Here is a 20,440-nt window from a genome sequence, read left to right as displayed (position 1 = left end):
ACAGGTTCGGCCCCCACCCATTAGCGGAGCACCTTTGAACGACCAGCCCAGCCGGCGGCCCCAGAAGCAGGGCAACTCCGGCAAGCCCGGTAAGCCCCACCGCCGCCCCAAGAAGGACCCCGTCCGTTTCCTCGCCTTCGAGGCGCTGCGGGCCGTTGACGAGCGTGACGCCTACGCGAACCTCGTCCTGCCGCCGCTGCTGCGCAAGGCCCGCGACAAGGGCGATTTCGACGCGCGTGACGCGGCGCTCGCCACCGAGCTGGTGTACGGGACGCTGCGCAGGCAGGGAACGTACGACGCGATCGTGGCCGCCTGCATCGACCGGCCGCTGCGCGAGGTCGACCCGCCGGTCCTCGATGTGCTGAACATGGGTGTGCATCAGCTGCTCGGGACGCGCATCCCTACGCACGCCGCCGTCTCCGCCTCCGTGGAGCTGGCGCGCGTCGTACTCGGCGACGGGCGGGCCAAGTTCGTGAACGCGGTGCTCCGCAAGGTCGCCGCCGACGACCTCGACGGGTGGGTGGGGAAGGTCGCGCCCTCCTACGACGAGGACGCCGAGGACCACCTCGCCGTCGTCCACTCGCACCCGCGCTGGGTCGTCTCCGCGCTCTGGGACGCCCTCGGCGGCGGCCGTGCGGGCATCGAGGACCTCCTGGAAGCCGACAACGAGCGGCCCGAAGTGACCCTCGTGGCCCGCCCCGGCCGCTCCACCGCCGATGAACTCCTCGACGTCGTGGGCGAGGACTCCGCGCTGCCGGGGCGTTGGTCGCCGTACGCCGTGCGGCTCAGCGAAGGCGGTGAGCCCGGGTCGATCGACGCTGTGCGCGACGGCCGTGCCGGGGTCCAGGACGAGGGCAGCCAGCTCGTCGCGATCGCACTCGCGAACGCCCCGGTCGAGGGGCGCGACGAGAAGTGGCTCGACGGATGCGCGGGGCCAGGCGGCAAGGCCGCCATGCTCGCGGGTCTCGCCGCCCAGCGGGGCGCAGCCCTGCTCGCCGCCGAGAAGCAGCCGCACCGGGCCCGCCTCGTCGCGCAGGCCCTGCGGGGCAACCCGGGCCCGTACGAGGTCATCGCCGCCGACGGCACCCGGCCGCCGTGGCAGCCCGGCACCTTCGACCGGGTCCTGATGGACGTGCCCTGCACGGGACTCGGCGCCCTGCGCCGCCGCCCCGAGGCCCGCTGGCGCCGCCGCCCGGAGGACCTGGACGGTTTCGCGCCGCTCCAACGGGGGCTGCTGCGCACGGCGTTGGAGTCCGTGCGCGTCGGGGGCGTCGTCGGTTACGCCACCTGTTCACCGCACCTCGCGGAGACGCGTGCCGTCGTCGATGACGTGCTCAAGCATCACGAGGGCGCCGAACTGATCGACGCGCGGCCGCTGATGCCGGGCGTACCGGCGCTCGGTGACGGTCCGGACGTCCAGCTGTGGCCGCATCTGCACGGCACGGACGCGATGTACCTAGCGCTGATCCGGCGGACCGCCTGAGGAGACCTTCGCCGGAGCCGGTGGGGGAGGGGCCGCCCGATCCTTGCTCAGGGCGTGCGGCCACCACACCTTCGGCCCCACGTCCAGGAACAACGCCGTGACCAGGACGGACCGTACGACGAAGGTGTCGAGCAGGACGCCGAGCGCGACCGCGAAGCCGATCTCGGCGAACGCCACCATCGGGAGCGTGCCGAGCGCGGCGAACGTGCCCGCGAGGACCAGGCCCGCCGAGGTGATCACCGCGCCGGTCGCGGCGAGGCCCGTCAGGACGCCCGCACGGGTGCCCTGACGGCCCGCCTCCTCACGGATGCGGGTCGACAGGAAGATGTTGTAGTCGATGCCGAGCGCCACCAGGAACACGAAGACGAAGAGCGGGAAGTCCGTGGATTCGCCCGCGTAGTCGAAGAGGTGGCGGAAGGCGAGCGCGCTGATGCCGAGCGCGGCGGAGAAGGAGAGGACCACCGTCGCGATCAGGAGCAACGGCGCGATCAGGGCGCGCAGCAGCACGGCGAGGATCAGCAGGACGACCACGAGGACGAGCGGGATCACCAGCTTGTTGTCGTGGGCCGTCGCGCGGTCCATGTCCAGGAGGGCCGCCGTGCCGCCGCCCACCTTCGCGTCCGCGTCGGGCACGGCGTGCACCGCGTCGCGCACCCGCTCCACGGTCTGCTTGGCCGCCTCGCTGTCGGAGGGGTCCGTCGCGGTCGCCTCGAACAGGACCCGGCCGTCGGACTCCGCCTTCGTCCCCGGCGGTACGGCGATGCTCGCCGGGTCCACGCCCCGCGTCTTCGCGACCGCGCCGCGGACCTCGTCGCCCTGATCCGCGTTCGCCACGATCACCAGTGGGTCACCGCTGCCCGCGGGGAAGTACTTCCCCTGCACCTCCTGGCCCACGATCGAGTCCGGCTTGTCCGTGAACGAGTCCGCGTTGCTGAGCCCTTCGGCGCGCAGCTGCGTCAGGCCGAGCGCCAGGGCCGCGAGCGCCACCGCCGTGATGCCCCAGGTCAGGCGCGGGCGGTGGGCGATGCGGCGGCCCATGCGGGCCCAGATGCCCCGCTCGGTGGGCTCGTCGGAGCCGTTGTGCGGGATCAGTGGCCAGAAGAGCCACCGGCCGCAGACCACCAGGAGCGCGGGGAACAGCGAAAGCATCGCCAGCAGGGCGACCGCGACACCGATGGCGGCCACGGGGCCGAGGCCACGCGTCGAGTTCATGTCCGCGGTGAGCAGCACCAGCATGCTGACCACGACCGTGGCGCCCGACGCGATGACCGCGGGGCCCGCCCGGTGCAGGGCCAGCTGCATCGCCTCGTGCCGGTCCTCGTGGCGGCGCAGCTCTTCGCGGTAGCGGGCGACCAGGAGCAGGGCATAGTCCGTCCCCGCTCCGAAGACGAGGACCGTCAGGATGCCCGCGCTCTGGCCGTTGACCGTCAGGCCCGCGTGTTCCGCCAGGAGATAGATCAGCGCCTGCGCGGCGAAGAGGGAGACGATCGCCGCGAGCAGCGGGACGAGCAGGAGGATCGGACTGCGGTAGGTGATCAGGAGGATCACGATGACGACGCCGGCCGCCGAGAGGAGCAGCGTCGAGTCGATGCCCTCGAACGCCTCGGAGAAGTCCGCCGACGTACCGCCCGGCCCTGTGACGTGCACCGAGAGCCCACCCGCACTCTCGCCCACGCGCTCACGCATCGAGTCGACGGCGGGCGTGATCCGCTCCCAGCCCTTCTCGTCCATGGTGATGGGTACGAAGATCTGCGCCGCCTCGGCGGCGTCGGCACCCGAGGTGGCCTTCGCGTCGAAGACGGGGCCACGGGTCTCCGCGCCGCGGACCCCGTGGGCCCGCAGCTCCTTGAGCTCGCCGAGGTCCTCGCTGATCCGCGCCCGGTCCTCGGCGGTGAGACCGCCGTCACGGGCGTACACGATGATCGCGGGAATCTGTTCGGGCCTGAACTCCTCGGAGATGTCCAGGACTTGGGTGGATTCCGCGGAGCCGGGCAGCCAGGACGACGCCTGGTTGTCCTGGGCGTCCGTGAGCTTCTGCGCGATCGGTGCGGCGGCGACGATCACCACCAGCCAGAACAGCACCACAAGCCACTTGGTGCGCCGCCCGCACACCAGCCAGGCCACGCCACGGCCCGCCTGGTGCTGTCCGTCCGACCGCGCGTCCGACCGTCCGTCCGGCATGGCTACCCCCGCTGCCCCACGTCGTCCCGGTGGATCGCCCAGCATGGCACGCGGTCCATGGTCAAAGGAGCCGGTTGGCTCACGCTACGGACCGCGGAGGGCAACGAGCGCGGGGCATGGCAGTCTTGGGGCATGGCCGTGCAGATCAACCCCAGCATCCTGTCCGCGGATTTCGCCCGTCTTGCCGAGGAGGCAACGGCGGTCGAAGGTGCCGACTGGCTCCATGTCGACGTCATGGACAACCACTTCGTCCCTAACCTCACCCTTGGGGTGCCGGTCGTAGAGTCTCTCGCCCGAGCGACGGACACGCCCCTGGACTGCCATCTGATGATCGAGGACGTCGATCGCTGGGCTCCGCAGTACGTCGAAGCGGGCGCCGGATCGGTCACCTTCCACGTGGAGGCGGCCGCGGCTCCCGTCCGCCTGGCCCGTGAGATCCGCGCCCAGGGAGCCCGCGCCTCCATGGCGCTGAAGCCCGCGACCCCCATCGAGCCGTACGAGGATCTGCTCTCCGAGCTCGACATGCTGCTGATCATGACCGTCGAGCCGGGGTTCGGCGGCCAGGCGTTCCTCGACATCATGCTCCCGAAGATCCGCCGTACCCGCGAGTTGATCAGCAAGCACGGCCTCGAACTCTGGCTCCAGGTCGACGGCGGAGTCTCGGCCTCGACCATCGAGCGCTGCGCCGAGGCCGGCGCCGACGTCTTCGTGGCCGGCTCCGCGGTGTACGGCGCGGACGACCCGGCGGAGGCGGTACGTGCACTGCGCACCCAAGCGGCCGGGGCGACGTCCACGGCGGCATGGGCATGCGGCCACTGAGCCACGGATACGTGAACGCAGTCCTTCGGGGCTGATCAAGTACGTCAGATCTGCAAGGATGAACGGCGAACCCAGGTTGCGCTGCGGCGATGCGCGAGAGGCTTTGCGCGCGAAGCGGTGGCCATGCGCGCGAAGCCGCACCAATGCGTGTGAACGCGTGAACGACAGTTGCTTGAAATAACAGTGAGGAGATCGTCGTGTCGACGGGCGGCCGGTCAGCCATGCGGATGGGACCCGCGGAGCTGGTGCAGGCGGCGGCCATGGCCCGCCGCTTCTATCTCGAGGGCAAGTCCAAGATCCAGATCGCCGAGGAGTTCGGCGTCAGCCGCTTCAAGGTGGCCAGGGTCCTGGAGACGGCTCTCGAGCGTGATCTCGTACGGATCGAGATCCGTGTGCCCGCCGAGCTGGACGCGGAGCGCTCGGACGCGCTGCGCGCCCGCTACGGCCTGCGGCACGCGGTCGTCGTCGAGTCGCCGTCCTCCGCCGACGAGGTCGAAGAGTCGCCCGACCCCGAGAACCTCGGCGAGGTCGCGGCCGATCTGCTCGGCGAGCTGGTCACCGAGGGCGATGTCCTCGGCCTCGCGTGGGGGCGTTCGACCATCCACATGGCCGCGGCTCTCGACCAGCTGCCGCCGTGCACGGTCGTGCAGCTGACGGGTGTGTACGACGCCGGGACCGCCGAACGCGGCTCCGTCGAGGCCGTGCGGCGTGCCGCGCAGGTCTCCGGCGGCGAGGCCCACCCCATCTACGCGCCGATGCTCCTGCCGGACCCGGCCACGGCCGCCGCGCTGCGGAACCAGACCGGGATCGCGCGGGCGTTTGAGTACTTCGACAAGGTCACCGTCGCCGCCGTCTCCATCGGCTCCTGGGAGCCCGGCATCTCCACCGTCCACGACATGCTCAGCGACGAGGAGCGTGCGCATTACGCTTCGCTGGGTGTCGCGGCTGAGATGTCCGCGCACCTTTTCGATGCCGAGGGGCGCAGGGTCGGGCGGGACCTGGGGGAGCGGTGCATCACTGTCGAGGCGGATCGGCTTCGGCGGATTCCTGAGGTCGTCGCCATCGCCGGTGGGCAGCGGAAGGCCGCCGCGATTGACGCGGTGCTGCGGTCGGGGCTTGTGACGAGCCTCGTCACGGACACGGCTGCGGCTGATCAGCTGATGGTCATGGGGCACACTCCGCATCCTGCGCTGGACCGGGCGGACCCGGACGGTAGCTGAGTCTCCGCGGGCGCGCTGTGGCTTGTCGCGCAGTTCCCCGCGCCCCTTTGGGGCGCTGCAGTGCGGGGACGGCTATGGAAGCATCTGGCCTATGGTGCTCCGGTTTGTACCTCGCGTGCTGGGTGCGTTGCTCGTCTGCCTCGCTGTCCTCGGCACGGGGTGTTCCTCGGGAAGCAGCTCATCCGCCCCCGCCTGGGCCCGCGGCATGTCCACCGTCCAGGCCGACCGGCTGCCCGCCGAGGCTCGGCGGACGTTGCGGCTCATCGATGACGGCGGGCCCTTCCCGTACGCCAAGGACGGCTCCGTCTTCGGCAACTTCGAGGGCGAGCTGCCGAAACAGCGGCGCGGCCACTACCGCGAGTACACCGTGCCCACCCCCGGCGAACGCGACCGGGGCGCGCGCCGCATCGTCACCGGGAGCGGCGGCGAGACCTACTACACGGACGACCACTACGCGTCCTTCAAGGCGGTACTGAGATGACACCCGAACCGCTGGCCCGCGAACCCCTGACAGCAGTCCTGGAGGCCGTCCGCGCCGCCGGACTGGGCACCGTCTCGCTCGACCTGAGAGGCGTGAGCGACAAGGCGGCCTTCATGGAACGCTGCGCCCGCGCCCTGGAACTGCCCGACTGGTTCGGGCGCAACTGGGACGCGCTCGCCGACTGCCTCACCGACCTCGGATGGGCGCCCGCCGCACCCGGACGGCTGCTCGTCGTCACCGGCTGGCAGGAGTACGCCGAAGCCGCCCCCCAGGAGTGGATCGTCGCCCAAGAGGTGTTCGCGGACGCCGTGGAGTACGCCCGGGAGCGCGAGGCCGGCCTGGAGATCGTTCTCGCGCTCGGCACCCGCGCCTGAGCGGAGGGTGACCGTCCGGGCCGGTGCTTGGAGGATCCGACCAGGGTCCTTCCGGCCCGGCTGGGTGATCATCCCAGGCGGCGCACCACCCCGGGCATGGGACACTGAAGTACGTGCTTTTCCCTCGGCCTAACTGTCCGGGGGCCACCTCTGAACGACTGGGATGAGCAGCACGTGCGCTTCCTCAATGACATCCAGCCTGCGTACGACCTGACGTACGACGACGTCTTCATGGTGCCGAGGCGCTCCGCCGTCGGATCGCGTCAGGGCGTGGACCTCTCGTCGCCGGACGGCACCGGCACCACGATCCCGCTGGTCGTCGCGAACATGACCGCGATCGCCGGACGCCGCATGGCTGAGACCGTCGCCCGCCGCGGTGGCCTCGTCGTGATCCCGCAGGACATTCCGATCGAGGTCGTCACCGAGGTCATCTCCTGGGTCAAGACGCGCCACCACGTCCTGGACACCCCGATCGTCCTGGCCCCCACGCAGACCGTCGCCGACGCGCTCGCCCTGCTGTCCAAGCGCGCGCACAACGCGGGCGTCGTCGTGGACGCCGACCAGAAGCCGGTCGGCGTCGTCACCGACACGGACCTGAACGGCGTCGACCGCTTCACCCAGCTCTCCGAGGTCATGTCCAAGGACCTCGTGCTCCTCGACGCGGACATCGACCCGATCGACGCGTTCAACAAGCTGGACCACGCCAACCGTCGCTACGCCCCCGCCGTGGGCAAGGACGGCCGCCTCGCCGGCATCCTGACCCGCACGGGCGCCCTGCGCGCGACCCTCTACTCGCCCGCCCTCGACGCCAACGGCAAGCTGCGCATCGCCGCCGCCGTCGGCATCAACGGCGATGTCGCGGCCAAGGCCAAGCAGCTCCTCGACGCGGGCGCGGACACGCTCGTCGTGGACACCGCGCACGGTCACCAGGAGTCGATGATCGCCGCGGTCAAGGCCGTGCGCGCGCTCGACCCGCAGGTGCCGATCGTCGCGGGCAACATCGTCGCCGCCGAGGGCGTACGGGACCTGATCGAGGCCGGTGCCGACATCATCAAGGTCGGTGTGGGCCCCGGCGCCATGTGCACCACGCGCATGATGACCGGCGTCGGCCGCCCGCAGTTCTCCGCGGTGCTCGAATGCGCCGCCGAGGCCAAGAAGTTCGGCAAGCACGTGTGGGCCGACGGCGGTGTCCGTCACCCCCGTGACGTCGCCATGGCGCTGGCCGCCGGTGCGTCGAACGTGATGATCGGCTCGTGGTTCGCAGGGACGTACGAGTCCCCGGGCGACCTGCAGCAGGACGCCAACGGCCGCCTCTACAAGGAGTCGTTCGGCATGGCGTCGGCGCGGGCGGTGCGGAACCGCACGAGCGAGGAGTCGGCGTACGACCGTGCCCGCAAGGCGCTCTTCGAGGAGGGTATTTCGACCTCGCGGATGTTCCTCGACCCGGAGCGTCCTGGTGTGGAGGACCTGATCGACTCGATCATCGCGGGTGTCCGTTCCTCCTGCACGTACGCCGGTGCGGGCTCGCTCGAGGAGTTCGCCGAGCGGGCCACCGTGGGTGTGCAGAGTGCCGCGGGCTATGCGGAGGGCAAGCCGCTGCACGCCAGCTGGAGCTAGGGACTCTTCTGCGGGGAGCTGTGTCTTCGGCTGCGACTGCGTCGTGGCTGGTCGCGCAGTTCCCCGCGCCCCTTCGGGGCGCTAGCCCCGTACGGAGGCCATGTACGCCTCGATCGCCGGGCGCGGCTCCCTGCCCAGCAAGGACCGCAGTGTTCCGTCGTCCGTCCTGTCCAGGAAGCCGCCCGCTATCGCCGAGTAGGTGCTCAGGAGCATCGGTACCTGGAAGGGCAGCGCCTGACCGGCCGCGGTGATCGCCTCGCGGGTGGCGGCGAGCGTGGCTGGTTCGTACGTCGCGTCCAGTGCTGCCGCCAAGTCGGCTCCGCCCAGGGCCTGTTCACCTACCAGCTCGTAGGTGCGGCCCGAGTGCGGGGCCGGATCCGTCGCCACCCGCACCGCGACATCGGCCAGGTCCTCGCGCGCCACGGCGGCCAGGCGGCCCGTCCCCAGCGGCGCGGCGATGGTCCCGTCGGGGCCGGGCGCGGCGACGGCCGCGAGGAACTCCGCGTACAGGCCGTTGCGCAGGACCGTCCACTCCAGCGACGAGCCGCGCAGTCTGCGTTCGGTCCAGCGGTGGGCGAGTGCGTACGTCAGGTGGTCGCCGTCGCCGCTGAGGCTGGTGTAGACGAGGTGGCCGACGCCCGCCTTCTCGGCCGCGGAGATCACGGCCTCGTGGCGGGTGATGACCACGTCGTCCTCGGCGGCGCCCGCGGAGATGACCAGCAGGGTGTCGACGCCGGTGAAGTCCAGGGTCGCCGGATCGTCGAAGTCGACGCGGCGTCCGCCGGGGGCGGGGCTGCGGCTGCCGATGACGACATCGTCGCGGTCCGCGAGGCGGGCGGTGACGAGCGTGCCGAGGGCGCCCGTGGCGCCGGTGATCATGAGCATGGGAAGGTTCCCCCGTGGTGAGTGGTTGTGCCCGCTGTCCGGGTGGGCCGGGTGACCGGGCCCGTGACCATGGTGGTCGCGGCGCCGCAGGCGCATAAGGAGGCACTTTCATGTCAGCAGGGCACACGGCGGTAACCACCCCGCCGGCCCCCGTCGAGCCGGTGATCAGCTGTGAGACCCCGCAGGACGAGTGCGGGGTGCGTGACGTCCTCGACCGGCTCGGCGACAAGTGGTCCGTGTACGTGGTGGTCGAACTCGCCTCGGGTGTCCTGCGGTTCAAGGAGTTGCAGCGCAGGATCCACGGCGGCATCTCGCAGCGCATGCTCACCCTCACCGTGCGCCGCCTGGAGCGCGACGGCCTGGTCAAGCGGACGGTGTATCCGACGATTCCACCGCAGGTCGAGTACGAGCTGACCGAGCTGGGCCACAGCCTCACGCACCTGGTCAAGGCCCTCGCCGACTGGTCCATCGACCACCGCCCGGCCATCGCCGCCGCCCGCGAGGCCTACGACGAAGCGGCCCGTGAGTGACCCTTCCGCAGCGCTGACGCCACCGCCTCCGCGAGGACGGCGTGGCCCGCCTCTCCCGGGTGTACTCCGTCCACCAGGTGCCCGGCGTCCAGGAGGCCGCCGCCCGGCAGCAGCTCGGTCCCCGCGTCCAGGGCCGCACGCTCCACGGCGGTGCGCAGGTCCCGGAGCGTGGCGCCGAGCACGTTCGGCACCGCCTCGGCGTCCGGACGGACCACGGGCGAGACGACCAGGAGGGGAGTGTCCGGGTGTCCCCGGCGCACCAGGTCAAGGAACGCCCGCACCGTCTCGTACAGCAGCCGCGCGGAATGCGGCGTACGCGACCAGCAGTTCGTGCCGAAGGCGACGGTGATCAAGTCGGCGTCCAGCGAGGCGAGTTGCTCGGCGGACGCGAGCTCCCCGCGTGCCGCGCCCGCGTACCCGAGGTTCACCGTCTCCACCCCGAGGGCGCGTCCCGCGAGCGCGGGCCACGCCAGGTGTGGGCGGCTCGTCGACCAGCCCTCGACGATCGAGTCGCCGTACACGAGCCAGCGCGGCTGCCTGGGGCGGGGCGTGAGCACGCCGCCCCCGACGGGCCGCAGGCCGGTGAGCACGGGACGCAGCGTCTCGGGAAGGTGGAGGACGAAGTCCCCGTCGGCGTGGGGGAGTTGAACCCACACCGAGTGGGAGCCGGGCGCAGCTGGGGTGTCGAGGGGGCCTTGTGCGCGGGCGTCGGGTGGTGTGGGTGCGTTGGTGGTTCTCGTGTCTCCGCGCCGTCGTGCGGGGGTGTCGCCGTTGTCTGTCCGGTCGTCTGACTCTGCGCGGGTGCCCTCGGCGCCGTGCGGTGTGGGTGCGCCGGGGGTCGCCGTGTTCCCGCCCTGTTGCGACGGGGCGACGCCATTCTCCGCCCGGTCGTCTGCCTTCGCGCGGGTGTCGCCCGCGTTCTGTGGTGCCGGTGTGCTGGTGTTCTCCGTGTCTCCGCTCGCCTCCGCGCCGGTGCCCCAGGCGCCGTGCGGTGTGGATGTGTCGACGGACTCCGTGTCACCGTTCGCCCCCGTGCGGAAACCTCCTCCGGAGGCTGTCAGGAGCGTGAAGACAGGGGGTGTTGTGCGGTACGTGTCTGTTTGTGATGGGGGTGTTGCGGTGTACGTGACCTCCACGGCGCTCACTCCGCGCGCCGTGAACTCCAGCCGCACCCCGGCCGGGAGGCCCGCGCGCTCCCAGGTGTCCCCGGGGAGCCGGTCGCGGTCGGCCGGATCGGCGCGCACCACACGGCCGTCCTCGGTCCACCAGGGCGCGCCCCGCACGAACTCCCTCACCGTGCGCCCCCGATGGTCGGATACGGGAACTTCACGCCGACCCCGCCGTCCACGACGAGCGTCTGCCCGGTGACGTACGAGGAGAGTGGCGAGGCGAAGAAGAGGAGGGCCGACGCGATGTCAGATGTCTCGGCCACCCGGTTCAGCGGGGCGTTGCCGGCGTTGCGGGCGCGTCCCTCCTCGCCGATCAGGGCCGCCACCCGCGGGGTCCACACCACGCCTGGCGCCACCGCGTTCACCCGTACCCCGCGCGGGCCGTACTCCACCGCCGCCGAGCGGACCAGGGAGATCAGGCCCGCCTTGGCCGCCCCGTATGCCGCGTGCAGGGGCGCCGCCGTCAGGCCCGACACCGACGCGACGAAGACGAGGGGCCCGCCGCCCGCTTCGGCGAGCGCCTCACCGCCGTACTGGACCGCCAGCCAGGCGTGCCGTAGGACGAGGGAGAAGTGCCAGTCCCAGGACGCGTCGTCCAGCTCGTCCAGAGGGGCGTAGCGGGCCATGCCCACGATGTCGATGACCCCGCCGACTCCGCCCAACTCCCGTCGTGCGTAAGCGAAGAGCTCCCGTACTTCTTCGCGCCGCGTCACGTCCGCGACGTACGCGATGCCGCCCGTCTCGGCCGCTACCGCGTCGGCGCGGCCCTTGTCGAGATCCACGCACAGGACCCGCGCGCCCGCCGCCGTGAGCGCGTGCGCGGTCTGGCGGCCGATGCCGTTGCCCGCGCCGAGCAGGACGAAGCCACGGCCGTCCAGGCGGTGGAGCGCCGCGTAGTCGGGGACGGGGGATGAGTCGACCGTGTCGAGGGGCTCCTCGCTCACGGTGCCGCCCGCCGCGGCCGGTACGACGCCAGTTCCGGGATGACTTCCTTGCCCAGGATCTCGATCGTGCGCAGGATCTCCCGGTGCTCCAGATACCCCCACTGGACGTAGCAGATGAGCTGGTCGATGCCGAGGTCGGCGTAGCGCTTCGCCTTGCGGACGATGGTCTCCGCGTCGCCGATGAGGATCATGTCGCCGTCGTCGAACTCCTCGACGGGGACGTTCCCTTCGATGATCGGGGTGAGGAAGGGGAAGGTCCGCTCGCGCTCCTCGGGGGTCAGGTGCGGCAGCTCCCAGTCGAGCGTGAACTGGGCCAGGTTGCGGTACCACCAGGCCACCGAGTCCCAGACCCGCCGCGAGGGTCGGTCCGCCACATGCACCAGCGTGTACGCGCTGACGCGGTCCGTGGTGACATCCGTGATGGGGGCCGGCGTGCGCGCCGCCGCGCGGTAGGCGGCGACCTGGCGGGCCATCGCCTCCAGCGGCTGCATGATCGAGAACGACAGCAGCCCGAGGCCCGCGGCGCCCGCCACCTCCGCCGAGCCGGGGGATGTCGCCGCCATCCAGCACGGCGGGTGCGGGTCCTGGACCGGCTTCGGTGTGACCATCCGGCGGGGGAAGGAGAACCGCTCGGACTCGTACGCGAAGTACTCCTCGCGCCACATGCCCGTCACGATCTCGATCGCCTCGCGCCAGTCGGACCGCGACTGCTCCCTGTCGACGCCAAAGGCCGTCTGTTCCATGGGTGTTGAGCGGCCCGTGCCCCACTCCACGCGGCCCTCCGAGAGCACGTCCACCGCCGCCACCTTCTCCGCTATCCGCTGCGGAGGTGTGAAGCCGAAGGGGGTGAGCGTGACGCCGAAGCCGAGGCGTATCCGCTCGGTGAGTGCCGCGAGATGCCCGAGGAGCACTTCGGGGGCGGGGCAGTGCGAGCGGCCCTCGCGGAAGTGGTGCTCCACGGCCCACACCGTGCGGAAACCTACGCGGTCCGCGAGCCGGATCTGTTCCACGGCCTCGCGGTAGGCGCGCTGCTCGGCGGTGCGCTGGCCGTGCGGATGGGGTCCGTTCCAGGGCTTCGGTACGTCGATCTCGTACAGCACATCGAGGTCCATCGCCTGCTGCCTCCCTCTCGACCGGGGCGCACGACCTGTCGACCGAGGTGCACGATGAGGGAGATCTGACGAAGTGTCAATCGCTTCCCCCGGAGCCCCGCCACGCAACGGACGAAACGGACCGCGCAACGAAGACCCGCAGGAAAGGGAAGTACGCAACGATCATGCGGGGCTGCGCAAGGTTGCTGCATTACGTACGTGAAGCGCGCCTCATAGAGTCATCCGCTGTACGTGGTGTGGCGGGGACCGCCTGCTCGGCGGTCCCCATCCATGCGTGGGAGCTGCCGCCGGTCCCGCCGCCCTGACCGGCAGCGATGAAGGAGCCACGCGTGCTCGACCAAGGCGCACCCCCGCAGAACCGCCCAAGCCCCCCGGGGGCCACCGGGTTCGGAGCCCGCTTGATGCGGCGCAAGCCGGTGGAACTCCTGGTCGCGGAGGGCGGCCAGGGTGAGGGCGGCTCGCTGCGGCGCTCCCTCGGCATGTGGCAGCTGACCATGATCAGCATCGGCGCCACGCTCGGCACCGGCATCTTCGTCGTCCTCGGCGAGAGCGTCCCCAAGGCCGGGCCCGCCGTCACCATCTCCTTCGTGATCGCCGGCCTCACCGCGCTCTTCTCCGCGCTGTCGTACGCCGAGCTCGCCGGCTCCATACCGGTCGCGGGCTCCTCCTACTCGTACGCGTACGCAACGATGGGTGAACTCGTCGCCTGGGTCTGCGGCTGGTGCCTCGTCCTGGAGTACGGAGTCTCGGTCGCGGCCGTCGCCGTCGGCTGGGGCGAGTACCTCAACGAACTGCTCGACGGGACCATCGGCGTCACGATCCCGGACGCCCTCTCGGCGGCTCCCGGCGAGGTCGACGGCGCCATCATCAACCTGCCCGGCCTGATCGTCGTGCTGCTCGCCATGGTGTTCCTGCTCGGCGGCGCCAAGGAGTCGGCGACGGCCAACACGATCATGGTCATCGTGAAGATCGCCGCGCTGATCCTCTTCTGCACCATCGGCTTCATGGGTTTCAAGTCCGGCAACTACTCCGACTTCATGCCGCTCGGCACGGCCGGCGTCAGCGCCGCCGCCGCGAGCCTCTTCTTCTCGTACATCGGCTTCGACGCCGCCTCCACCGCCGGTGAGGAAGCGAAGAACCCGCAGCGCGACCTGCCCCGCGCGATCATGCTCTCGCTGATCATCGTCACGGCCCTCTACGTCCTCGTCGCGGCCGTCGCCGTCGGCGCCTGGAACTGGAAGGACTTCGAGGGTTCCGAGGCCACGCTCGCCGCGATCATGAACGACGTCAGCGGCCAGAACTTCTGGGGCACGCTGCTCGCCGCCGGCGCCGTCATCTCCATCGCGTCCGTCGTCCTGACCGTCCTCTACGGCCAGACCCGCGTCCTGTTCGCGATGTCCCGCGACGGCCTGGTGCCGAAGGCCTTCGGCAAGGTCAGCAAGAAGACCGGCACGCCCCGCGTGAACACCGTCATCGTGTCGCTGTTCTGCGCCGCGCTCGCCTCGGTCATCCCGCTCGGCAAGCTCGTCGACGCCACCAGCATCGGTACGCTCTTCGCCTTCGGCCTGGTCAACATCGCCGTGATCGTCCTTCGCCGGACCCGCCCGGACATGCCGCGCACCTTCCGCGTGCCGCTGGGCTGGCTCTTCCCGGTCCTCGGCTTCGGCTTCTGCGCGTACAACATGTTCAGCCTCGACTCCATCACCTGGACGGTCTTCGGTGTCTGGATGGCCGTCGGCCTCGTGTTCTACTTCCTGTACGGCATGAGCCGCTCCCGATTGGCCTCCGCAGAGAAGTGATCCACCCCCAGTGCGACTGAACGATCTCGACGAACGCATCGTGCACGCCCTCGCCGAGGACGCCCGCCGCTCCTACGCCGACATCGGCCAGCTGGTCGGGCTCTCCGCGCCCGCCGTGAAGCGGCGCGTGGACCGGCTCCGGGAGACCGGCGCCATCACGGGATTCACCGTGCGGGTCGACCCGGCCGCGCTCGGCTGGGAGACCGAGGGGTTCATCGAGATCTACTGCCGTCGCAACACCTCGCCCGAGGCCATTCGCCGTGGCCTCGAGCGGTATCCGGAGATCGCGTCCGCCTCCACCGTCACCGGGGAGGCGGACGCCGTCGTCCAGGTCTTCGCCGCCGACATGCGGCATTTCGAGCGGGTGCTCGAACGCATCGCGGGCGAGCACTTCGTGGAGCGGACGAAGTCCGTGCTGGTGCTCTCACCCTTGATGCGGAGGTTTTCTTCCGGGGCGCCTGCGTAGCACCTCGACCGCGGGTCCGCCGCGGCCGGTGAGCCGCCTTACGGGCGACGCTCCATCGGGCGTACGCGGAGGTCGCCGCTGCCGGGCGCGGTCTTGTCGAACGGGGCCGCGCTCACGCACTTGGGCATGTCGTCCGGCAGGTCGTTCGGGATGCCGACCATGGCCCAGCTGTACCCGAAGCGGTCCTGCTTGCCCTGGTCGTGGACCGTCATCCCGACGCGCTTGCCGATCGCCCCCTTGAGGCCGCCGTCCGCCTTCGTGACGACCGCCGACACCGTGGCGACCTTCCCGCCGGTCAGCAGGCAGTCCACGCGCGCCTCGGCGGAGCCGCCGAACTCGGGGTTCTCCATGTAGTGGCTGAACTTGATGGTGCCGTACGCGGTCCTGGGGTCGTTCTGGCCCGCGGCGTCCAGATGGGCGTCGAAGGTGATGGTGGCTTCGTCCCCTGCCGGCCGGTCCAGCTTGGCGGTTCCGGTCAGGGCCGCGGCCTCGCGGCCGGGGCGCGGGGCGGCGTCCGACGCGGTCGCGGGGCCCACGGCTCCGGCGAGTGCGAGGAGCACGGCACCTGCGGCGACGACTCGGATGAGGGTGGAGCGGCGGTTCATGGGAAGCCCCTGTCTGGCTGTGGTCCGCCCGGTCCCTCCGGGCGTGATCCACACTCCCGTGGGCCGATGCCCGGTGCATCGTGCGTAAGGGGGTGACCGCCTCCGCCGTGCGGCGGAGGCGACGCCGGGCCTGCCCGATGGGTCAGTCGGTCGGGTACGTGGGGTGCCAGGGCTTGACGTTGAAGTCGCCTGTGCCCTGCTTGACCTTCTCGAAAGGGGCCGCGCTCGTGCACTTGGGCAGCTTCTTGGTCCCGTCGGGGCGGCCGACCGAGGCCCAGCTGTAGCCCACGCGGTCGTGCCTGCCCTGGTCGTGGACCGTGAAGCCGACGCGGCCGCCCTTGATCTCCTTGAGATTGGTGTCCGTGATCACGCCGGTCGCCGTGGCGACCTTGCCGCCCGTCATCAGGCAGTCGATACGGCCCTTCGCCCAGCCGCCCTTGCCACCCGGCTTGTCGAGGTGGACGAAGCGGAAGGTGCCGGTCGCCTTGTCCGGGCGCATGGTGTCGCGCCGCGCGAGATGGGCGTCGAAGGTGAACGTCACGTCCTCCGTGGTCTTGCGGTACAGCTTCGCGCTGCCGGTGAGGGCGGCGGCCTCCCGGGCCTGGGTCTTCGAGGTGGCCTCGCGGGTCCCGCCGTCGTCCGACGCGACGGCCGCTCCCACCGCCCCCACGGAGAGCAGCAGGGCGGTCCCTACGGCGATCACCCTGCCGCGGGTGCTGGTCGGGCGGCTGTCAGCGATCCGGGTGCTTGCGTTGCGGCTCACGGGAAGCCTCCTGATGCGTGCCGTTCACCCGGTCCTTCCGGGCGAGATCACGGTCTCGCGGTAGGGGGTCCCGGCACGTCCGGCCACGGGCGGCAATCCGCCTCCCCCGCGCGGCGGGGAACACCTCCGTACCCCCTGCGCCCGGCGGTGGACACCGCTACGACCCCGGTCCCACGCCGCCACGCAACGAATCGCCGCTCGGGACCCGCAGAGCGCAACAGATCGCGCATCAGCCCGCAACGCTCGCGCCTTGTCCGGACAGGGCCGCCGACCGTACCGTCTAACGGACCCCACCTGCCCCTTCGTACGCCCCGAGGATCCGCCATGCCTGCGCTGCGCACCGCCCTGCTCCAGAGTTCCGGGCAGCTCGGATCCGTCGCCGAGAACCTCAAGGCGCTCGACGACGCCGCGGGCCGTGCCTCGGCGGCGGGGGCCGGGCTGCTTGCGGCGCCCGAGCTGTACCTCACCGGGTACGCCATCGGCGACGACGTGCCGCGTCTGGCCGAGGCCGCCGACGGGGCGTCGGCCGCCGCGATCGCCGAGACCGCCGTACGCCACGGCGTCGCGATCGCCTACGGCTACCCGGAACGGGACGGGGAGCAGGTCTTCAACTCCGTCCAGCTGATCGGCCCCGACGGCTCGCGCCTCGCGAACTACCGCAAGACCCACCTCTTCGGCTGCTTCGAGCGCGACCACTTCACCCCCGGTGAACAGGCCGTCGTACAGGCGGAGTTGGGCGGCCTGCGGATCGGCCTGATGATCTGCTACGACGTGGAGTTCCCGGAGAACGTCCGCGCGCACGCCCTCGCGGGCACCGACCTGCTGCTCGTGCCCACGGCCCAGATGCACCCCTTCCAGTTCGTCGCCGAGTCGGTCGTGCCGGTGCGGGCCTTCGAGAACCAGATGTACGTCGCGTACGTCAACCGGGTCGGCAAGGAAGGGGAGTTCGAGTTCGTCGGCCTCTCCACGCTGGCAGGACCTGACGGAGTCGCGCGCACCCGCGCCGGACGGGAGGAGCAGCTGGTGTTCGCCGACGCCGACCCGGCCTTCCTCGCCGCGTCGCGCGAGGCCAACCCCTACCTGCGCGACCGCCGCCCGGGTCTGTACGCGTCCTTGATCTGAACCCCGCCGCCCCCTGAGCTTCCCCTCTCTTCCTTTCTGCCGTTCCCGCAAGGAGTCCGTACCCCATGACGTCCACGGTGCCCAACGCCGTCCAGCACACCGACGCGCAGCCGCCGATCACCATGTTCGGTCCGGACTTCCCTTACGCGTACGACGATTTCCTCGCCCACCCGGCGGGCCTCGGCCAGATACCCGCGACCGAGCACGGCACGGAGGTCGCGGTCATCGGCGGCGGCCTGTCCGGCATCGTGGCCGCGTACGAACTGATGAAGATGGGCCTCAAGCCCGTCGTCTACGAGGCCGACCAGATCGGCGGCCGGCTGCGCACCGTCGGCTTCGAGGGCTGCGACGGCGACCTCACCGCCGAGATGGGCGCCATGCGCTTCCCGCCGTCCTCGACGGCGCTCCAGCACTACATCGACCTGGTGGGCCTCAAGACCCAGCCGTTCCCCAACCCCCTCGCGGAGTCGACGCCCTCGACGGTCGTCGACCTCAAGGGCGAGTCCCACTACGCGACGTCCGTCGACGACCTGCCCCAGGTCTACCGCGACGTGATGAACGCCTGGAACTCCTGCCTGGAGGAGGGCGCCGACTTCTCCGACATGAACCGCGCCCTGCGCGAGCGCGACGTACCGAAGATCCGCGAGATCTGGTCCAAGCTCGTCGAGAAGCTCGACAACCAGACCTTCTACGGCTTCCTCTGCGAGTCCGAGGCCTTCAAGTCCTTCCGGCACCGCGAGATCTTCGGCCAGGTCGGCTTCGGCACGGGCGGCTGGGACACCGACTTCCCGAACTCCATCCTGGAGATCCTGCGCGTCGTCTACACCGAGGCCGACGACCACCACCGCGGCATCGTCGGCGGCAGCCAGCAGTTGCCCCTTCGCATGTGGGACCGCGAGCCGCAGAAGATCGTGCACTGGGAGCCCGGCACGTCCCTGAGCTCGCTGCACGAGGGCGGTGTGCCGAAGCCCGCCGTGACCCGTCTGGACCGCACCGCGGGCAACCGCGTCACCGTCACCGACGCCTCGGGCGACATCCGCACCTTCCAGGCGGCGATCTTCACCGCCCAGTCCTGGATGCTGCTCTCGAAGATCGCGTGCGACGACACGCTCTTCCCCATCGATCACTGGACGGCGATGGAGCGGACCCACTACATGGAGTCCTCGAAGCTCTTCGTGCCGGTCGACCGGCCGTTCTGGCTGGACAAGGCCGTCGACGACAGGGGGAACCCGACCGGCCGGGACGTCATGTCGATGACGCTCACCGACCGGATGACGCGCGGCACGTACCTGCTCGACGACGGCCCGGACAAGCCCGCCGTCATCTGTCTCTCCTACACCTGGTGCGACGACAGCCTGAAGTGGCTGCCCCTGTCGGCGAACGAGCGCATGGAGGTCATGCTCAAGTCGCTCGGCGAGATCTATCCCAAGGTCGACATCCGCAAGCACATCATCGGCAACCCGGTGACGGTGTCGTGGGAGAACGAGCCGTACTTCATGGGCGCCTTCAAGGCGAACCTGCCCGGCCACTACCGCTACCAGCGGCGCCTGTTCACGCACTTCATGCAGGAGTCGCTGCCCGAGGACAAGCGGGGCATCTTCCTCGCCGGGGATGACATCTCCTGGACGGCGGGGTGGGCCGAGGGTGCGGTGCAGACCGCGCTGAACGCGGTGTGGGGGGTTATGCACCACTTCGGGGGTGCGACCGACGCCACCAACCCCGGGCCCGGGGATGTGTACGACGAGATTGCTCCCGTGGAGCTGCCTGAGGACTGACACCGCCGTTGAGCTCAGGGCGCGTGGGGACCTGCCGGGCCGTCGTGGCTGATCGCGCAGTTCCCCGCGCCCCTTCGGGGCCCTAGATCCCCGCCGCCCTCGCCGCCTCGTACACCTCCGCCGCCAGATCCTTCAGCTCCTCCGCGTCCTGCGTGCTCCCCTGCAGCTCGATGAGGATCTCCTCCACCGCACCCGTCGAGGCGTGCGCCTCCAGGTCCTCGACGATCTGCGCGACGTTGCCCCGGAAGGGCGCGCGCTTCTCGCCCTCGTACGCCTTCGCCGTGTACCGGGCGTTGGCACGCAGGACGCTCTGGACCGGTTCCGTGCGTCCCCGCTCGGCGGCCAGGTCCTTCAGCTCCTGGGCCTGCTCGGCCAGTTTCTCGGCGCCCATGCCCACCGGCATCCAGCCGTCGGCGCGGTCGACGAGCCTGCGCTGGGCGCGCGGGCTGCCCGCGGGCAGCAGGATCGGGATGGGGCGCGCGGGCTTGGGGCCGACCACGGAGGGAGCGATCGTGGTCAGCTCCCCTTCGTACGACACGGGGTCCGGGCCCCACACCGCGTGGCAGACGTCGATCAGCTCGTCCAGGACCTTGCCGCGCTTCTCGAAGGGGGCCACCGCCGAGGCCGCGTACTCGTCGTGGGACCAGCCTGTGCCGAAGCCCGCGACGACGCGGCCGCCGCTCGCCGCGTCCAACGTGGCCAGGGAGCGCGCCAGCTGGAACGGCACGTGCAGCGGGGCGATCAGGACGCTGGTGCCCAGGCGGGCCCGCTCCGTGGCGGCCGCGGCCAGGGTCAGCGTGATCAGCGGATCGGGCACCGAGCGGTACGTGTCCGGCCAGGGCAGGCCCTCGATGCCGTACAGCCCCTGGGTCGCGGGCTCGGGGAACAGGACGCGTTCGTAGACCCACAGGCTCTCGTAACCGATCTCCTCCGCCGCGCGGGCGACAGCCGGGACGTCACGTCCGATGCTGTACTGCCGGCCCTGCGGGAGGCTGAGCCCGAGTCGTGTGGCCATGTTGGTGCTCCTTCGCATCCGGGGTCACTACCTTCAACGTACAGCGATCGTCGGGGAGTTCCTCGGCGGCCGGCGCACCG

Annotated in this window: 19 protein-coding genes; 11 read left to right on the top strand and 8 right to left on the bottom strand. The window is 70.9% G+C overall.

All coding sequences use genetic code 11. The annotated features are described in order from the left end of the window. The first annotated feature begins 34 nt into the window (after positions 1-34). Positions 35-1,483, top strand: coding sequence for an RsmB/NOP family class I SAM-dependent RNA methyltransferase (locus E5671_RS11545; protein ID WP_160503754.1), 1,449 nt, complete (start codon positions 35-37; stop codon positions 1,481-1,483). Here E5671_RS11545 and E5671_RS11540 read toward each other — a convergent pair. After that, the gene (locus E5671_RS11540; protein ID WP_160503753.1) at positions 1,457-3,664 is read right to left on the bottom strand and encodes an MMPL family transporter; all 2,208 of its coding nucleotides are present in this window, start codon (positions 3,662-3,664) and stop codon (positions 1,457-1,459) included. The two genes, E5671_RS11545 and E5671_RS11540, sit on opposite strands and share 27 nt — an antisense overlap. A 132-nt stretch (positions 3,665-3,796) precedes the next feature. Between E5671_RS11540 and rpe the strand changes: the two genes are divergently transcribed. The 5 genes from rpe (at position 3,797) to E5671_RS11515 (ending at position 8,175) form a co-directional block, all read left to right on the top strand. Then, positions 3,797-4,483 carry a ribulose-phosphate 3-epimerase gene (rpe, locus tag E5671_RS11535; protein ID WP_160503752.1) on the top strand — a complete coding sequence of 229 codons (687 nt, stop codon included), beginning with the start codon at positions 3,797-3,799 and terminating at the stop codon, positions 4,481-4,483. Between the two features lie 221 nt (positions 4,484-4,704). Then, entirely contained in the window at positions 4,705-5,703 is a 999-nt protein-coding gene (locus E5671_RS11530; protein WP_160510130.1) for a sugar-binding transcriptional regulator, read from the top strand. Positions 5,704-5,794: 91 nt separating this feature from the next. Beyond that, positions 5,795-6,184: a ribonuclease domain-containing protein gene (locus E5671_RS11525; protein WP_160503751.1), complete on the top strand. Its 390-nt coding sequence runs from the start codon at positions 5,795-5,797 to the stop codon at positions 6,182-6,184. Then, entirely contained in the window at positions 6,181-6,558 is a 378-nt protein-coding gene (locus E5671_RS11520; RefSeq protein ID WP_160503750.1) for a barstar family protein, read from the top strand. The genes E5671_RS11525 and E5671_RS11520 overlap by 4 nt, the downstream gene beginning before the upstream one ends. Before the next feature lie 174 nt (positions 6,559-6,732). Further along, positions 6,733-8,175, top strand: coding sequence for a GuaB1 family IMP dehydrogenase-related protein (locus E5671_RS11515; protein ID WP_160503749.1), 1,443 nt, complete (start codon positions 6,733-6,735; stop codon positions 8,173-8,175). Positions 8,176-8,256: 81 nt separating this feature from the next. Here the strand turns inward: E5671_RS11515 and E5671_RS11510 are convergent, their stop codons facing one another. Next, positions 8,257-9,060: an NAD(P)H-binding protein gene (locus E5671_RS11510; RefSeq protein WP_160503748.1), complete on the bottom strand. Its 804-nt coding sequence runs from the start codon at positions 9,058-9,060 to the stop codon at positions 8,257-8,259. Positions 9,061-9,170: 110 nt separating this feature from the next. Here E5671_RS11510 and E5671_RS11505 point away from each other — a divergent pair, with 110 nt between their 5' ends. Further along, positions 9,171-9,590 carry a winged helix-turn-helix transcriptional regulator gene (locus E5671_RS11505; RefSeq protein ID WP_160503747.1) on the top strand — a complete coding sequence of 140 codons (420 nt, stop codon included), beginning with the start codon at positions 9,171-9,173 and terminating at the stop codon, positions 9,588-9,590. Here the strand turns inward: E5671_RS11505 and E5671_RS11500 are convergent. Genes E5671_RS11500 through E5671_RS11490 form a run of 3 tightly spaced genes read right to left on the bottom strand, consistent with a single transcriptional unit; the run spans position 9,566 to position 12,815 of the window. Beyond that, positions 9,566-10,885, bottom strand: coding sequence for a GDSL-type esterase/lipase family protein (locus E5671_RS11500; RefSeq protein ID WP_336605734.1), 1,320 nt, complete (start codon positions 10,883-10,885; stop codon positions 9,566-9,568). The genes E5671_RS11505 and E5671_RS11500 overlap by 25 nt on opposite strands. Then, the gene (locus E5671_RS11495) at positions 10,882-11,703 is read right to left on the bottom strand and encodes an SDR family oxidoreductase (protein ID WP_160503746.1); all 822 of its coding nucleotides are present in this window, start codon (positions 11,701-11,703) and stop codon (positions 10,882-10,884) included. The genes E5671_RS11500 and E5671_RS11495 overlap by 4 nt, the downstream gene beginning before the upstream one ends. Beyond that, entirely contained in the window at positions 11,700-12,815 is a 1,116-nt protein-coding gene (locus E5671_RS11490) for an LLM class flavin-dependent oxidoreductase (RefSeq protein ID WP_160503745.1), read from the bottom strand. Before E5671_RS11490 ends, E5671_RS11495 begins: the two co-directional genes overlap by 4 nt. 329 nt (positions 12,816-13,144) lie before the next feature. Between E5671_RS11490 and E5671_RS11485 the strand changes: the two genes are divergently transcribed. After that, positions 13,145-14,614 (top strand): amino acid transporter, encoded by a 1,470-nt coding sequence (locus tag E5671_RS11485; RefSeq protein WP_160503744.1) that lies wholly within the window; start codon positions 13,145-13,147, stop codon positions 14,612-14,614. 10 nt (positions 14,615-14,624) lie between these two features. After that, positions 14,625-15,080, top strand: a complete 456-nt coding sequence (locus tag E5671_RS11480; RefSeq protein ID WP_160503743.1) for an AsnC family transcriptional regulator — start codon at positions 14,625-14,627, stop codon at positions 15,078-15,080. Between the two features lie 38 nt (positions 15,081-15,118). On the opposite strand, the gene E5671_RS11475 is transcribed toward E5671_RS11480, so the two are convergent. Both E5671_RS11475 and E5671_RS11470 read right to left on the bottom strand, forming a co-directional pair. Then, positions 15,119-15,685 carry a Repetin gene (locus E5671_RS11475; protein WP_160503742.1) on the bottom strand — a complete coding sequence of 189 codons (567 nt, stop codon included), beginning with the start codon at positions 15,683-15,685 and terminating at the stop codon, positions 15,119-15,121. A 142-nt stretch (positions 15,686-15,827) separates the two neighbouring features. Next, a complete protein-coding gene (locus E5671_RS11470; protein WP_336605733.1) occupies positions 15,828-16,448 on the bottom strand; it encodes a Repetin in 621 nt (206 codons plus the stop codon). A gap of 333 nt (positions 16,449-16,781) precedes the next feature. Here E5671_RS11470 and E5671_RS11465 point away from each other — a divergent pair, with 333 nt between their 5' ends. Both E5671_RS11465 and E5671_RS11460 read left to right on the top strand, forming a co-directional pair. Beyond that, positions 16,782-17,570 (top strand): carbon-nitrogen hydrolase family protein, encoded by a 789-nt coding sequence (locus tag E5671_RS11465; protein ID WP_160510127.1) that lies wholly within the window; start codon positions 16,782-16,784, stop codon positions 17,568-17,570. Between the two features lie 65 nt (positions 17,571-17,635). After that, positions 17,636-19,345: a flavin monoamine oxidase family protein gene (locus E5671_RS11460; RefSeq protein WP_160503741.1), complete on the top strand. Its 1,710-nt coding sequence runs from the start codon at positions 17,636-17,638 to the stop codon at positions 19,343-19,345. 82 nt (positions 19,346-19,427) lie between these two features. Here the strand turns inward: E5671_RS11460 and E5671_RS11455 are convergent, their stop codons facing one another. Continuing rightward, positions 19,428-20,360, bottom strand: a complete 933-nt coding sequence (locus E5671_RS11455; RefSeq protein ID WP_160503740.1) for an LLM class F420-dependent oxidoreductase — start codon at positions 20,358-20,360, stop codon at positions 19,428-19,430. Positions 20,361-20,440: the final 80 nt, after the last annotated feature.

It is taken from the genome of Streptomyces sp. BA2, from assembly GCF_009769735.1.
GTDB lineage: Bacteria > Actinomycetota > Actinomycetes > Streptomycetales > Streptomycetaceae > Streptomyces.
Note: the sequence above shows the minus strand (reverse complement) of the source record. Positions and strands in the feature narration are given on the sequence as shown.

What these genes read in the sequence shown, in the direction of transcription:
- E5671_RS11475 (WP_160503742.1), bottom strand. Translation starts at nt 15,685, where the DNA reads ATGAACCGCCGCTCCACCCTCATCCGAGTCGTCGCCGCAGGTGCCGTG.
- E5671_RS11530 (WP_160510130.1), top strand. Translation starts at nt 4,705, where the DNA reads ATGCGGATGGGACCCGCGGAGCTGGTGCAGGCGGCGGCCATGGCCCGC.
- E5671_RS11540 (WP_160503753.1), bottom strand. Translation starts at nt 3,664, where the DNA reads ATGCCGGACGGACGGTCGGACGCGCGGTCGGACGGACAGCACCAGGCG.
- E5671_RS11510 (WP_160503748.1), bottom strand. Translation starts at nt 9,060, where the DNA reads ATGCTCATGATCACCGGCGCCACGGGCGCCCTCGGCACGCTCGTCACC.
- E5671_RS11455 (WP_160503740.1), bottom strand. Translation starts at nt 20,360, where the DNA reads ATGGCCACACGACTCGGGCTCAGCCTCCCGCAGGGCCGGCAGTACAGC.
- E5671_RS11525 (WP_160503751.1), top strand. Translation starts at nt 5,795, where the DNA reads ATGGTGCTCCGGTTTGTACCTCGCGTGCTGGGTGCGTTGCTCGTCTGC.
- E5671_RS11490 (WP_160503745.1), bottom strand. Translation starts at nt 12,815, where the DNA reads ATGGACCTCGATGTGCTGTACGAGATCGACGTACCGAAGCCCTGGAAC.
- E5671_RS11505 (WP_160503747.1), top strand. Translation starts at nt 9,171, where the DNA reads ATGTCAGCAGGGCACACGGCGGTAACCACCCCGCCGGCCCCCGTCGAG.
- E5671_RS11460 (WP_160503741.1), top strand. Translation starts at nt 17,636, where the DNA reads ATGACGTCCACGGTGCCCAACGCCGTCCAGCACACCGACGCGCAGCCG.
- rpe (WP_160503752.1), top strand. Translation starts at nt 3,797, where the DNA reads ATGGCCGTGCAGATCAACCCCAGCATCCTGTCCGCGGATTTCGCCCGT.
- E5671_RS11520 (WP_160503750.1), top strand. Translation starts at nt 6,181, where the DNA reads ATGACACCCGAACCGCTGGCCCGCGAACCCCTGACAGCAGTCCTGGAG.